Source organism: Pseudothauera nasutitermitis (genome assembly GCF_004801295.1).
Taxonomy (GTDB): domain Bacteria; phylum Pseudomonadota; class Gammaproteobacteria; order Burkholderiales; family Rhodocyclaceae; genus Pseudothauera; species Pseudothauera nasutitermitis.
Window position 1 is genome coordinate 190,523 of the sequence record NZ_SSOC01000002.1, and the last position, 13,274, is coordinate 203,796.

The following is a 13,274-nucleotide window of genomic DNA, read 5'->3' on the forward strand; positions in this document are numbered from 1 at the left end:
GTGCAGCTGGCAGACGGACCCTCGCGGTACGCTGCCGGGCGTGTGGATTTTGCCTGCCGACCATCGACAGACAAGCCGAGGATCATAGCACTTGTTCATGACCCCGCTCAAGCCACGGAGTGTGACGGATTTGCCCGGGGCGGGCGCATGCGCTAGCCTTCAACCTTTGGAACGACCCCACCTCCCCGATCAGATGAGCATCATCCTGAAGACTCCCGAAGACATCGAGAAGATGCGCGTGGCCTGCCGCCTGGCGGCCGAAGTGCTCGATTACGCCGCGCCCTTCTTCAAGCCCGGCGTGACCACCGGCGAAATCGACCGCCTGTGCCACGACTACATGGTCAACGTGCAAGGCACCATCCCGGCACCGCTCAACTACGCCCCGCCGGGCTACACCCCTTATCCCAAGGCCACCTGCACCTCGGTCAATCATCAGGTCTGCCACGGCATTCCCGGCGAGAAGGCGCTGAAGAAGGGCGATATCGTCAATCTGGACATCACCGTCATCAAGGACGGCTACCACGGCGACACCAGCCGCATGTTCATCGTCGGCGGCGACGGCCCCATCCTCGCCAAGCGCCTGTGCCAGATCACCTTCGAGTGCATGTGGCTGGGCATTTCCGTGGTGCGCCCCGGCGCCCGCCTGGGCGACATCGGCGCGATCATCCAGAAGCACGCCGAAGGCAACGGCTTTTCCGTGGTGCGCGAATTCTGCGGCCACGGCATCGGCCAGAAATTCCACGAGGAGCCGCAGGTGCTGCACTACGGCAAGCCGGGCACCGGCGTGGAACTGCAGGCCGGCATGATCTTCACCATCGAGCCGATGATCAACGCCGGCAAGGCGGCGATCTCCGAGATGCCCGACGGCTGGACCATCATCACCAAGGACCGCAGCCTGTCCGCCCAGTGGGAGCACACGGTGCTGGTCACCGACGGCGGCGTGGAAATCCTCACCCTGTCGGCGGACTGCCCGCCCCCGCCGGCCTTCGCCGCACACCTGCTGCCCGCCTGAACGAGCGGATGGACCATCCGGACATCGCCCCCGAACGCCTGCGCCGGGCCGTCGCCGATACCCGTGCGCGGCTCAGCGCCGAATCCGCCGCGCTGCGGGCCGCCTATGAAGCCCACCCGCGCACCGCCGTCATGCTCAAGGGCCGTGCGCGGCTGGTGGACGAGGCCATCCTGCAACTGTGGCGAATCTGCGCGATGCCCGAGGAGGCCGCCCTGGTGGCCGTCGGCGGTTACGGACGCGGCGAGTTGTTCCCGTGTTCCGACGTGGACCTGCTGGTCCTGCTGCCCTCGCCCGCCGACGAGGCCCTGCAGGCGCGCCTGTCCACGCTGGTCGGCGCGCTGTGGGACGTGGGGCTGGAAATCGGCCACAGCGTGCGCACGCCGGACGAATGCCTGGAAGCCGCCGCGCAGGATGTCACCGTGCAGACCAATCTGCTCGAAGCCCGCCTGCTCACCGGCAATGCCGCGCTGTACGAAGACTTCTCCACGCGCTACCACGAGCAGCTCGACGTGCGCGCGTTCTACAAGGCCAAGCAGCTCGAGCAGGAACAGCGCTACGCGCGCTACAACGACACGCCGTACAGCCTGGAGCCCAACTGCAAGGAAAGCCCGGGCGGCCTGCGCGACCTGCAGATGCTCGGCTGGATCGCGCGCGCGGCCGGACTCGGACGCAACTGGCGCGAACTCGCGCGGCGGCGCCTGCTCACCGGCGAGGAGGCCAGCGAACTGCGCAGCGTGGAACGCTTCCTCCAGCATCTGCGCATCCGCCTGCACTACCTCACCGGCCGCGCCGAGGACCGCCTGCTGTTCGACCACCAGGAAAAGCTCGCGCGCATCGTGGGCATCGAGCCCACCGCCGCGCGGCGCGCCTCCGAGGCGCTGATGCAGCGCTACTACCTGAACGCCAAGAAGGTCACCCAGCTCAACACCATCCTGCTGCAGAACTACGGCACGGAGATCTTCCCCGACCGCAACGGCCCGGCCATCGTCATCAACCCGCGCTTCCAGGCCGTGCGCGAACTGCTCGACATCCGCCACGACCAGGTTTTCGAGCAGCATCCCTCGGCGCTGCTCGAATGCTTCCTGCTGCTCCAGCAGCGTTCCGAACTGAAAGGCATGAGCGCGCGCACGCTGCGCGCGCTGTGGCTGGCGCGCAAGCGCATCAACGCCGCGTTCCGCGCCAATCCGGCCAACCGCGCGCTGTTCCTGGAAATCCTCCAGCAGCGCCGCGGCATCGTGCACGAGATCCGGCGGATGAACCAGTACGGCATCCTCGGCCACTACCTGCCCGCCTGGCGGCGCATCGTCGGACAGATGCAGCACGACCTGTTCCACGTCTACACCGTGGACCAGCACATCCTCATGGTGCTGCGCAACGTGCGCCGCTTCACCATGGGCGAGCACGCCCACGAGTATCCGCTGATGACCCGGCTGATCCTCGGCTTCGAGCGCCACTGGCTGCTGTACGTGGCCGCGCTGTTCCACGACATCGCCAAGGGGCGCGGCGGCGACCACTCCAAGCTGGGCATGGAGGATGCACGCGAGTTCTGCGAGCAGCACGAACTCGCGCCGCAGGACGCCGATCTGGTAGTCTGGCTGGTCGAGCACCATCTCACCATGAGCCAGGTCGCGCAGAAGGAGGACACCTCCGACCCCGAGGTGGTGCGCCGCTTCGCCGCCACCGTGGGCGACGAGCGCCGGCTCGTCGCGCTCTACCTGCTCACCCACGCGGACATCCGCGGCACCAGCCCGAAGGTGTGGAACGGCTGGAAGGGCAAGCTGCTCGAAGACCTGTTCTTCGCCACCCAGCGCCTGCTGCGCGGGGCCACGCCGCAACAGGCCCTGGGCCTCGACGACCGCCAGGAGGACGCCCGCCGCCTGCTGCGCTTCCACGGCCTGCGCCCAGGCATCGAGGACGCCCTGTGGGAACAGCTCGACGCGGTGTATTTCATGCGCCACTCGGCCGAGGAAATCGCCTGGCACACCCGCCTGCTCTACTACCGCAGCGATTCGGCCGAACCGGTGGTCAAGGCGCGCGTGGTGGAAGACGAGGACGGCGTGCAGGTGATGGTGTTCACCCACGACAAGGCCGACCTGTTCGCCCGCCTCACCGGCTTCTTCGGGCGCATGGGCTTCAGCATCCTGGACGCCAAGGTGCACACCACGCGGCACGGCTACGCGCTGGACAGCTTCATGCTGCAGGACAGCGGGCATGCGGCCAGCTACCGCGACATCGTGGTGCTCATCGAACACGAACTGTCCGCCCACCTGGCGCGTGCCGACGCGCCCATCCAGCGCCCGGCGGACGGCCGCCTGTCACGCCAGGTGAAGCATTTCCCGGTGACGCCGCAGGTCAGCATCCGCGCCGACGACGCCGGACGGCACTACATCCTCTCGCTCACCGCGGCCGACCGCCCCGGCCTGCTGTACGGGGTTGCCGAAGTGCTCGCGCGCCACGGCATCGACGTGCACACCGCCAAGATCGCCACGCTGGGCGAACGCGTGGAGGATACCTTCCTGCTCACCGGCGGCGGCCTGTCGCAGGATTCCCGCCTGCTGCAGGTTGAACGCGAACTGCTCGACCGCCTGCAGCTCTGAGGACGCCGCGCGGACGGCGCGCGCCCTCCAGCACGGTTCAGTGACCGTCGCCGCCGCCGCGCTGCAGGCGATCCATCACCGCATACAGCAGGCCGGAGAAGATGAAGGTCACATGGATGCCGATCATCCACGCCAGTTCGCGGTCATCCAGATTGCCGACGTTCATAAAGCCCTTCAGCAGTTCGATCCCGGAAATCGCCACGATCGAACCAATCAGCTTGATCTTCAGATCGGCGAAGCCGATGTGGCCCATCCAGTCCGGGCGATCCTGGTGGTTGTGCAGATCCTCCATCTTGGAGACGAAGTTCTCGTAGCCGCTGAACATGATGATGATCAGCAGATTCATGATCAGCGCGATGTCCACCAGCGACAGCACGCCGATGATCATCTCCGCGCCGCTCGCGGTGAGGATGTGCGACAACAGGTACAGCACTTCCTTGGCGAACTTCACCAGCAATACCACCATGGCCAGCACCAGGCCGAGGTAAACCGGGGCCATCAGCCAGCGGCTGGAGAACAGCAGATGCTCAAAGGATCTTTCAAACTGCTTCATCGAATGGGGTCCAGGAGGATCGGAGGGCGCGGATTGTAGCGCGGAAGCGTTTCGCGCGATCAAGCGCCGCGCCGTGCCGCACGCACGGGCCGGCCGCCCCATTAGCGCCCGTGTATAATCCGCCCGCCGTGCGAGGGTGGCGGAATTGGTAGACGCACTGGATTTAGGTTCCAGCGCCGCAAGGCGTGAGAGTTCGAGTCTCTTCCCTCGCACCACGGCCACGGCGCGCGCTCACATGCGCAGGCGCCCGGCGTAGCCGGTCATCTCCAGATAGCCCCGGCCGATCTCGCGGCCTCCCTCGAGCAGGCGCACGGCCCCCTCCCAATACACCGCCCCGGTCGAACGCCGGCTGTCGAGTTCCTGGTCGTCCATCAGCGGGACGATCTCGAACGCCCGCGCACGGCCCTCCCGCCCATCCGTCACTTCCAGGCGCCAGGCCACCGGATAGCGTGCCCCCGTGCGCGGCGAACGCCAGTGGCGCGACGGGCTGAAGTGCACGGCCTGCTCGTCCAGCGCCTGCGCAGCTCCGTCCTGCCCGCGCAGCGTGCCGGCGGCCCACAGCGGCCGGCCGTCCTCAGCACGCATGCGAAAGGCCATCAACGCGCCGCCATCATGCAGATTGATACCGATCCAGTCCCAGCCGTGCGCCCCTGGCGGCATCAGGCCGCTCGACCATTCATGGTCCAGCCATGCGCTGCCAGCGACCTCCACTCGCCGCCCGCCCACTTCCAGCGTGCCGGACACTACCAGCTGCGGGCGGCTGTAGTAATGGCTGGCATGCGCAGGATCGGCATCCTTGCGGCTGAAGCCGTCTTCGCCATTGAGCATCGGCGGGCCGTCGGGCCGCAGGCGCAGATCGAAGGAGAAGGCCCCGTCGGCAGCCTGCGCGCGGTAGTGACCGTCTCCCCAGGCCAAGCTCCAGCCATCCACCCAGGCGTGCGTGCGCCCCTGCTCCACACCCGCCAACGGCGACAAGGCGCGCGCGGCGCGTTCCGCGGCCAGCAGGCGGCCGTGCGCCGGATCTGCCACCGCCGCATGGGCGAGGATCAACTGGGTGGGCGCGAAGCGGCTCGGGTTGTCCTCGCCGATGCGCGTACGCACGCGGAAAAAGGTGATCTGGAAGCCACGCTGCGCGCCTTCCGCGTCTTCCAGCCAGCCGGTCACGTACCACCACTCGGTGCGAAAGTCCGGATGCGCCCCGCCATCCCGTGGAAACGCCAGTTGATAACCTGGCAGAACCGGTGGATAGCCGGCCGGCTCCACATCGTCGCCGGCCCCTGCCCGCCCGGCGGCAAGCGCCAGCAGCATGCAGACCAGGCTGGCAAAGCACCTCCCCTCCATGCCTTTCTGCATCACCAATCCTCCCGCACCGCGCGTACCGCCGCGGTGCGCATCGCGTGCGCCCCGGCCAGCCGCGCGGCAGCGGCGGCGAGCGCGATCAGCACGGCGGCAAAGATCGCCAGCCCACCCACCGGCACATGGAAATCCATGCTCCAGTGGAAGCTCTGCCGGTTGATCACTTCCACCAGCACCCAGGCCACCGCGCCCCCGGCCAGCATACCCAGTGCCACGCCGAGCATGGCACCCAACGCGCCTTCCAGTGCCAGCAGGCGGCCGACCTCGGCACGCGTGAAACCCAGATGGCGCAGCATGCCGAACTCGCGCCGGCGCGCCGAGGCCAGCGCGGCGAAACTGGTGGCGATGCCGGCCAGGCCGATCAGCACGGCCACCGCCTCCATCAGATAGGTCACCATGAAACTGCGGTCGAAAATGCGCAGGCTGAGCGCGCGAATTTCCCCGGCGCTGGATACGCGCACCGTGCGCTCGCCGAACAGGTCGAGCAAGGCCTCCGCGATGCGCGCGGCATCGGCCTGCGGGGCAAGGCGGATGGCCAGATCGTTGACCCGGCGGTCGCCGCTGAGCGCCCGGTAGGTTTCCAGATCGACCGCCAGCGCACCATGCTGGCGGGCGTAATCGCGCCAGATGCCGGCCACCTCGAAACGCAGCAAGCGGCCGTCCAGCGGCACATCAATGGTGTCGCCCACATCCAATTCGAACAGATCCGCCACCGCCTCCGAGATCCACACCGGCGGGTCGGCACCCGGCCGCGCCGCGGCGATGCGCCCGGCCACCAGGGGCAGGTCGCCATCGGCAGAGATGGGCCGGGCGAGCAGCGTGACCGGCGCATGCCCCGGCGCCAGGCGGAGCTGGCGTGCGCGGATGGGCGCCTGCGCCGCGATGCCGGGCAAGGCCGCCACCCGCGCAAGCGCCTCGTCGTCCAGATAGCCGCTGGCCGCGGATGGCGAAGCCTGCAGGTACAGATCGGCCGGCAGCATGCGCGCCAGCCAGTCATCCAGCGAGACCCGGAAGGCCGCCACCATGATCGCCATGGCCACCGCCAGCGCCACGCTGGCCACCACGCCCGCCACCGCCACGACGATCTGGCCGGGCGCGGCGCCCAGCCGTGCCCGCGCCAGCCGCCACGGCACCGCGCCGCTGCCCGCCGGCAGCCGCACGGCCAGCGCGGCCACGCCGGGCAAGGCGAACAGCGCGGCGGCCAGGATGCAGGCCACCGCCGCATAACCGGCCACCGGCACGCCGCCCACCGGCGGCAAGGCGCACAACAGCACCGCCGCGACGACGCAGAACGCACAAGCGCCCCAGCGCGGATGCGCTTCCAGCGCCGTCTCGTCTGCCGCGCGCAGGGCGCGCGCGGGCACCAGACGCGCGGCATCGCGCGCCGGAATCCAGCTTCCCGCAAGCCCCGCAGCCACGCCCAGCGCGCCGTGGGCCAGGGCCAACCAGGGTTCGAAACGCAGCACCGGGCGCACCCCGTCGAAATAGCCCGCCCCCAGATCGCCGCCCACCAGGCGGAACGCCAGCGCCGCCAGGCCGTGGCCGAGCAGCACGCCGGCCATGCCGCCGAGCAGTCCGAGCGCGGCGCCTTCTGCCAGCAATCCCCTGCGCAGTTCGGCGCGCGTCATCCCCAGCGCGCGCAGAAAGGCGAATTCCTGACGGCGGCGGGCCACCGCGAGCATCTGCGAGGAAAACACCAGGAACACCCCGGTAAGCAACGCGATGGCCGCCAGCATGCCCAGGTTGACCCGATAGGCCCGCGACACCCCGCCGGCCTGCGCGGCAGCCGACTCGGGCGCCAGCACCTCGACGCCGGGCGGCAGCAGCGCGCCGAGCGCACGCCTTGCCGTCTCCCGCTCCACGCCGGCGTGCAGGCGCAGTTCGATGCGGGTGATGCGTCCCACGTGGCCGAACAGGCGCTGCGCACCGGCGAGATCCATCACCGCCAGGGCCTGCCCGCTGCCCGCCCCCGGCACACCGCCGGAAACGCGCAGCACGTGCTCCGTGACGCCGCTCTGCACCGGCAGGCGGGCCGGCTGCTCCATGTCCAGCCCCAGCGCGGCGGCGGCCGCCGCGCTCAGGAAGATGCGGTCCGGCTCCAGCGCGGCGAACTGGCCGACCCCCTCGGCGGGCACCGGCAGCAGCGCCGGCTGCACCGCCGGCAGGCGGAAGATATCCACTCCCAGCACGCGCAGGCTGTCGTCGTGGCCGGGAAGGCGCGCGCGCACCTCCAGCACCGGACTGGCCGCGGCGACCTCCGGACGTACGGCCAACGCTGCGTACAGCGCGTCGTCGAAGCCCTCGCGCGGACCGACGACCTGCAGGTCGGCCTCGCCGGCCAGCAAGCGCAGGCCCCGCCCGAATTCGTCCAGCGCCGCGTCGTGGATCAACTGCACCGCCAGCCCCAGCGCCACCCCCAGGGCGATGGCCAGCAGCGACAACGATGCACCGAGCGGCCGCCGGCGCAGGCCGGCGACGAACAGCCGGCGCAGCGGCAAGCTCACGCCTCCTCTCCTGACGGCGGATGCAGCCCGTGGGCACTCAGCCGCAGCACCCGGTCCGCACGCGCGGCGGCGGCGGCCGAATGCGTTACCAGCACGCCCGCCGCGCCTGCGGCGCGGATCGATTCCAGCAGCAGATCCAGGACGCTGCCGGCATGCGCGGGGTCGAGGTTGCCGGTGGGTTCGTCGGCCAGCACCACCGCCGGACGATGCACCAGCGCACGGGCGATGGCCACGCGCTGCAGCTCCCCGCCCGAGAGATTGCGCGGCCAGTCGTCGGCGCGCGCGCCCAGCCCCACGCGCGCCAGCATCGCGCGGGCGCGCTCGCCAGCAGGTTCTTCCGCCTCGCCGAGCAGCCACAGGGGCAGCGCGACGTTCTGCGCCAGGGTGAGATGCGGCAGGATGTGGAAGGCCTGGAACACGAAGCCGTAGCGTGCGCGGCGCAGGCGGGCGAAGGCGTCGTCGTCCAGCCCGGCCAGTTCCTGCCCCTGCAGGCGGATGCTGCCGCCGTCCACCGGCTCCAGCCCGGCCAGACAGTTCAGCAGCGTGGATTTGCCCACGCCGGACTCCCCGATGATGGCCACGCATTCGCCGGCGGCGATGTGGAGATCCACGCCCTCGAACAGCGGAACGGGAGAATCTGGCGTGGCGCGCTTGGCAAGACGGCGGATTTCGAGCATGGCAGACAGACCCGCGCACAGGCCGGAAAGTGCCGGCGCACGCTTTGGCTTATACTCCGGGCGGCCCGCGTCCTCCAAGCGGGCCGCCGTTTTTCGCCCACCTCCATGCCCGTCGACCACTACGAGAACTTTCCCGTCGCGTCCTGGCTGTTGCCCGCCCGCCTGCGCGAGCCGGTGGAGGCCATCTACGCCTTCGCGCGCGGCGCCGACGACGTGGCCGACGAAGGCGACGCGGCGCCGGCCGAGCGCCTCGCGCGGCTGGACGACTACCGCGCCGGGCTGGCGGCCATCGCCGCCGGCGAACCCTGTCCGGTCGCCGCGCTGGCGCCGATGTTCGAGCGCCTGGCGCGCAACGTGCGCGCCTTCGATCTGCCCTTGGGGCTGTTCCACGATCTGCTCGACGCCTTCGCGCAGGACGTGGTGAAGAAGCGCTACGCCGATTTCGCCGAACTCGCCGACTATTGCCACCGCTCGGCCAACCCGGTCGGCCGTCTGCTGCTGCGCCTGTACCGCGTGGAGGATGCCGAGGCGCTGGCGCAGTCGGACCGCATCTGCAGCGCGCTGCAACTGATCAACTTCTGGCAGGATGCGGGCGTCGACCGCGCCAAGGGGCGCATCTATCTGCCCGCAGACGAAATGGCGCGCTTCGGCGTCACCGAAACCGCCATCGGGCACGGCACGGTGGACGCGCCCTGGCGCGCGTTGATGGACTTCCAGGTGCAACGCGCGCGCGCCATGATGCGCGCGGGCGCCCCGCTCGCCCGCCGCCTGCCGGGGCGCATCGGCTGGGAGCTGCGCCTGATCGTGCTGGGCGGCCTGCGCATCCTGGAAGGCATCGAAGCGGTGGGCTACGACGTATTCACCCGCCGCCCCAGATTGCACAAGAACGACGGCTTACGGCTCGCCTGGCGCGCCCTGAACTACCAAAGGCATACATGAATCCGCACGCCTACTGCCAGGACAAGGCCGCGCAAAGCGGCTCCAGCTTCTACTATAGCTTCCTCTTCCTGCCGACCGGGCGCCGCCAGGCGATCACCGCGCTGTACGCCTTCTGCCGCGAGGTGGACGACGTGGTGGACGAATGCCACGACCTGTCGCTGGCGCAGACCAAGCTCGACTGGTGGCGGCAGGAAGTCGGCCGGATCTACGACGGCCAGCCCACCCATCCGGTCGGCCTCGCGCTGCGCGACGTGCTGCAGCACTTCGACCTGCCGCGCGAGCAACTGCTGGAAATCATCGACGGCATGGCGATGGACCTGCAGCAGACCCGCTACCTCGACTTCAAGGGCCTGCAGCTCTACTGCTACCGCGTGGCCAGCGTGGTCGGCCTGCTGGCCGCCGAGATCTTCGGCTACAGCGATCGCGCCACGCTCAAGTACGCGCACGACCTCGGCATGGCCCTCCAGCTCACCAACATCATCCGCGACGTCGGCGAGGACGCCCGGCGCGGGCGTATCTACCTGCCCATCGAGGATCTGCAGCGCTTCAACGTGCCGGCCGCCGACATCCTCGAAGGCCGCCACGGCGACAACTTCCGCGCGCTGATGGAATTCCAGGCGGAGCGCGCCCGCCAGTACTACGCCCAGGCCTTCACCCAGTTGCCGGCGGTCGATCGCAAGAGCCAGCGCCCCGGGCTGGTGATGGCGGCCATCTATCGCGCGCTGCTCGAAGAGATCGCCCGCGACGGCTTCCTGGTGCTCGACCGGCGCACCTCGCTGACGCCGCTGCGCAAGCTGTGGATCGCCTGGCGCACCTGGATCAAGGCTTGAGAAACCGATGAACGCGCACCCCGTCGCCATCATCGGAGCCGGCTACGCGGGCCTGGCCTGCGCGGTGGAGCTCGCCCGCCGCGGCATCCAGGTCACCGTGTTCGAGCGCTCGCACACCCTGGGCGGCCGCGCCCGCGTGGTCGCCAAGGACGGCCACCGCTTCGACAACGGCCAGCACATCCTGCTCGGCGCGTACACCGAACTGACCCGCCTGCTGCGCACCACCGGCGTCTCGCCGAAGACCCTGGAACATCTGCCGCTGCTGCTGCACGTACCCGGCGCCCTGCACCTGCAGGCCGTCCGCCTGCCCGCGCCGCTGCACCTGGCCGTGGGCCTGCTGCGCGCGCACGGGCTGAGCTGGGCGGACCGCCTGGCGGTGATCCGCCTGATGCGCTGGCTGAAGAAGCGTGCCTGGCGCGTCGAACCCACGCTGAACGTATCCACCCTGCTGCAGCTGACCCGGCAGACCAGTGCCACCACCCGGCTGATCTGGGCGCCGCTGTGCGTCGCCGCGCTCAACACCCCGGTGGCCGAGGCTTCCGCGCAGATCTTCGCCAATGTGCTGCGCGACAGCCTGGGTGCCGACGCCACGGCCAGCGAACTGCTGATCCCGCGCATCGACCTCTCCGAACTCTTCCCCGTGCCCGCCGCGCGTTTTCTCGCCGTACGGCGCGGCAAACTGCGCACCGGCACGGCGGTCGAGGGCATCCGCCGCGAGGGCGGGCTGTTCTATCTGACCGGGGACCCGGCCAGCACCGGCTACCGCCAGGTCGTCATCGCCACCGCGCCCCACCACGCCGGCGCCCTGCTCGCCTCTACCGGCCATTGCGTGCGGCTCGCAGCGCAGATCGACACCCTGCCGGCCGAACCCATCGTCACCGTGTATCTCGCCCTGGGCGACACGGTGCACCTGCCGCACGCCATGATCGGCTTGTCCCGCGGCCCGGCGCAGTGGGCCTTCGATCGCGGCCGCCTGGGCGGGCGCGTCGGCCTGCTGGCCTGCGTGATCAGCGCACGCGGCGCGCACGAACAGTTGTCGCGCGAGGAACTGATCCTGGCGGTGCACAAGCAATTGGAGGACGAACTGGGGCGACGCCTGCCGACACCCCAGTGGAGCCAGGCAATCACCGAGAAACGCGCCACCTTCGCCTGCCGGCCGGGTCTGACGCGTCCGGGGCACCGCACGCCGCTGGCCGGTCTGTGGCTGGCCGGGGACTATCTGGAATCGCCCTACCCGGCGACGCTGGAATCCGCAGTGCGTTCCGGGGTGGACGCGGCCGCCCACGTACTGCGCCACGCGCAGCAGAACGGCGACTGAGGCAATCAGGCCCAGCGCAGCGCGTGCGGGGGGGGCTGGATCTCCGGGGCGCCGCTGCGGAACGCGGTGAGCATGCGGCGCAGCGCGCCGGCATCCTCTTCGGTGAAACCGCGCTTGAAATCAGTGAGGATCAGCCGCGAGCGGGTCATCCAGTTGCCCGGTGCGTCATCCAGCGCACACCAGGCCGAGGTGGCGATGTCAGCCTCGTGCTGGGACAGCCAGAGCATGGCCTCGCGCTCGCGCAGGCCGTGCAGCTCCACGCCCTTCTTGGGAATCATGTGCGGCGTGGCGCCGATCACGCGCGTGCGCACGTCCTCGGAGAAACGCGCCACCAGCTTGGACATGGAGAACAGCATGCGCCAGTCCGAGGCGATGACGATGCGCACCTCCTCGAACTCGCGCACCACCTCCTCGATGGCCGGCAGGCAGCGAAAGTCCTCGACCTCCCCCCACGGATGGGTGACGCCGTCGAAATCCATGAAAATGTAGCTGTATTTGCTCATCGCCGCGTGTAAAACATGCTGCAGTGCATGCCCGGATGGTTCATAGATGCTGCGATGCAGAATATACTGCAATCGTCCAACGGCAAAGCAGATTCACTGCATATCGAACGATGTAGTGTTCTCGCTGTAATGTCCGCGTGCTGAAATCCCGCACTGCAACGAACATGCACTCAACCAGGAGCCTCATATGTCGTCCCCGATCATCAACCTGGAAGGCAAGGTCGGCCTGATCACCGGCATCGCCAACGAAAAATCCATCTCCACCGGCGTCGCCGAAGCCTGCGCCGAGGCCGGCGCCAAGCTGGTCATCACCTACCAGAACGACAAGACCCGCGCCTTCATCGAGCCGATCATCAACCGCCTCGGCATCGAGGACGTGTATCTGATGGATGTGACCCGCACGGAGACCATCCAGGAAGTGTTCGCCAACATCGAGCAGCGCCACGGCAAGCTCGACTTCGCCATCCACAGCATGGCCTTCGCCAAGCGCGACGACCTGCACGGCCGCGTGGTCGACACCTCGGCCGACGGCTTCGCCCTGGCCATGGACGTTTCCACCCACTCCTTCGTGCGCCTGGCCAAGTACGCCGAGCCGCTGCTGGAAAAGGCCGGCGGCGGTTCGCTGGTCACCATGACCTATCTGGGCTCGGAAAAGGTCATCCCCAACTACGGCGTGATGGGCCTGTGCAAGGCTGCGCTGGAAGCCGCCACCCGCTATCTGGCCGCCGAACTGGGCAGCAAGAACATCCGCGTGAATGCCGTGTCGCCCGGCCCGCTGATGACCCGCGCGGCTTCCGGCATCGCCGGCTTCGACGGGCTGATGGCCGCCGCCGTGGAGCGCTCGCCGCTGCACAGCCTGGTGACCCCGGAAGACATCGGCGCGCTGACCGCCTTCCTGGTCTCCGATGCCGGCCGCCGCATCAGCGGCGGCGTACACTTCGTGGACGCCGGTTACAACATCGTCGGCTGAAGCAGGCCGTCCGGA

The 13,274-nt window shown here is 69.3% G+C and carries 11 protein-coding genes and 1 tRNA gene; 7 read left to right on the forward strand and 5 right to left on the reverse strand.

All coding sequences use genetic code 11. From position 1 onward, the window contains the following. Window positions 1–193: 193 nt before the first annotated feature. Together map and E6C76_RS05040 are read left to right on the forward strand one after the other, a co-directional pair. Window positions 194–1,012 (forward strand): type I methionyl aminopeptidase, encoded by an 819-nt coding sequence (map, locus tag E6C76_RS05035; protein WP_136347174.1) that lies wholly within the window; start codon window positions 194–196, stop codon window positions 1,010–1,012. 8 nt (window positions 1,013–1,020) lie between these two features. Further along, window positions 1,021–3,609, forward strand: coding sequence for a [protein-PII] uridylyltransferase (locus E6C76_RS05040; RefSeq protein WP_136347175.1), 2,589 nt, complete (start codon window positions 1,021–1,023; stop codon window positions 3,607–3,609). 37 nt (window positions 3,610–3,646) lie between these two features. Here E6C76_RS05040 and E6C76_RS05045 read toward each other — a convergent pair whose 3' ends face one another. Further along, window positions 3,647–4,162 carry a TIGR00645 family protein gene (locus E6C76_RS05045; protein ID WP_136347176.1) on the reverse strand — a complete coding sequence of 172 codons (516 nt, stop codon included), beginning with the start codon at window positions 4,160–4,162 and terminating at the stop codon, window positions 3,647–3,649. 130 nt (window positions 4,163–4,292) lie between these two features. Between E6C76_RS05045 and E6C76_RS05050 the strand changes: the two genes are divergently transcribed. After that, window positions 4,293–4,377, forward strand: a tRNA-Leu gene (locus E6C76_RS05050). Between the two features lie 16 nt (window positions 4,378–4,393). On the opposite strand, the gene E6C76_RS05055 is transcribed toward E6C76_RS05050, so the two are convergent. Genes E6C76_RS05055 through E6C76_RS05065 form a run of 3 tightly spaced genes read right to left on the reverse strand, consistent with a single transcriptional unit; the run spans window position 4,394 to window position 8,699 of the window. Then, on the reverse strand, window positions 4,394–5,515 hold the full coding sequence (locus E6C76_RS05055) for a lipocalin-like domain-containing protein (RefSeq protein WP_211090118.1): 1,122 nt from the start codon (window positions 5,513–5,515) through the stop codon (window positions 4,394–4,396). Next, the gene (locus E6C76_RS05060) at window positions 5,515–8,022 is read right to left on the reverse strand and encodes an FtsX-like permease family protein (RefSeq protein ID WP_136347177.1); all 2,508 of its coding nucleotides are present in this window, start codon (window positions 8,020–8,022) and stop codon (window positions 5,515–5,517) included. Before E6C76_RS05060 ends, E6C76_RS05055 begins: the two co-directional genes overlap by 1 nt. Further along, window positions 8,019–8,699, reverse strand: coding sequence for an ABC transporter ATP-binding protein (locus E6C76_RS05065; protein ID WP_136347178.1), 681 nt, complete (start codon window positions 8,697–8,699; stop codon window positions 8,019–8,021). Before E6C76_RS05065 ends, E6C76_RS05060 begins: the two co-directional genes overlap by 4 nt. A gap of 105 nt (window positions 8,700–8,804) precedes the next feature. On the opposite strand from E6C76_RS05065, the gene hpnC reads away from it, so the two are divergent. Genes hpnC through hpnE form a run of 3 tightly spaced genes read left to right on the forward strand, consistent with a single transcriptional unit; the run spans window position 8,805 to window position 11,786 of the window. Then, complete coding sequence (gene hpnC / locus E6C76_RS05070; RefSeq protein ID WP_136347179.1) at window positions 8,805–9,638, forward strand: squalene synthase HpnC; 834 nt, start codon at window positions 8,805–8,807, stop codon at window positions 9,636–9,638. Then, entirely contained in the window at window positions 9,635–10,468 is an 834-nt protein-coding gene (gene hpnD, locus E6C76_RS05075; protein WP_136347180.1) for a presqualene diphosphate synthase HpnD, read from the forward strand. The genes hpnC and hpnD overlap by 4 nt, the downstream gene beginning before the upstream one ends. Before the next feature lie 7 nt (window positions 10,469–10,475). Then, window positions 10,476–11,786 (forward strand): hydroxysqualene dehydroxylase HpnE, encoded by a 1,311-nt coding sequence (gene hpnE / locus E6C76_RS05080; RefSeq protein ID WP_136347181.1) that lies wholly within the window; start codon window positions 10,476–10,478, stop codon window positions 11,784–11,786. Between the two features lie 5 nt (window positions 11,787–11,791). Here the strand turns inward: hpnE and E6C76_RS05085 are convergent, their stop codons facing one another. Continuing rightward, complete coding sequence (locus E6C76_RS05085; RefSeq protein ID WP_136347182.1) at window positions 11,792–12,289, reverse strand: HAD domain-containing protein; 498 nt, start codon at window positions 12,287–12,289, stop codon at window positions 11,792–11,794. A 187-nt stretch (window positions 12,290–12,476) separates the two neighbouring features. Between E6C76_RS05085 and fabI the strand changes: the two genes are divergently transcribed. Next, complete coding sequence (gene fabI / locus E6C76_RS05090; protein ID WP_136347183.1) at window positions 12,477–13,259, forward strand: enoyl-ACP reductase FabI; 783 nt, start codon at window positions 12,477–12,479, stop codon at window positions 13,257–13,259. Window positions 13,260–13,274: the final 15 nt, after the last annotated feature.

Coding starts and splice junctions, on each gene's coding strand:
- map (WP_136347174.1), top strand. CDS start 194: ATGAGCATCATCCTGAAGACTCCCGAAGACATCGAGAAGATGCGCGTG.
- E6C76_RS05040 (WP_136347175.1), top strand. CDS start 1,021: ATGGACCATCCGGACATCGCCCCCGAACGCCTGCGCCGGGCCGTCGCC.
- E6C76_RS05045 (WP_136347176.1), bottom strand. CDS start 4,162: ATGAAGCAGTTTGAAAGATCCTTTGAGCATCTGCTGTTCTCCAGCCGC.
- E6C76_RS05055 (WP_211090118.1), bottom strand. CDS start 5,515: ATGCAGAAAGGCATGGAGGGGAGGTGCTTTGCCAGCCTGGTCTGCATG.
- E6C76_RS05065 (WP_136347178.1), bottom strand. CDS start 8,699: ATGCTCGAAATCCGCCGTCTTGCCAAGCGCGCCACGCCAGATTCTCCC.
- hpnC (WP_136347179.1), top strand. CDS start 8,805: ATGCCCGTCGACCACTACGAGAACTTTCCCGTCGCGTCCTGGCTGTTG.
- hpnD (WP_136347180.1), top strand. CDS start 9,635: ATGAATCCGCACGCCTACTGCCAGGACAAGGCCGCGCAAAGCGGCTCC.
- hpnE (WP_136347181.1), top strand. CDS start 10,476: ATGAACGCGCACCCCGTCGCCATCATCGGAGCCGGCTACGCGGGCCTG.
- E6C76_RS05085 (WP_136347182.1), bottom strand. CDS start 12,289: ATGAGCAAATACAGCTACATTTTCATGGATTTCGACGGCGTCACCCAT.
- fabI (WP_136347183.1), top strand. CDS start 12,477: ATGTCGTCCCCGATCATCAACCTGGAAGGCAAGGTCGGCCTGATCACC.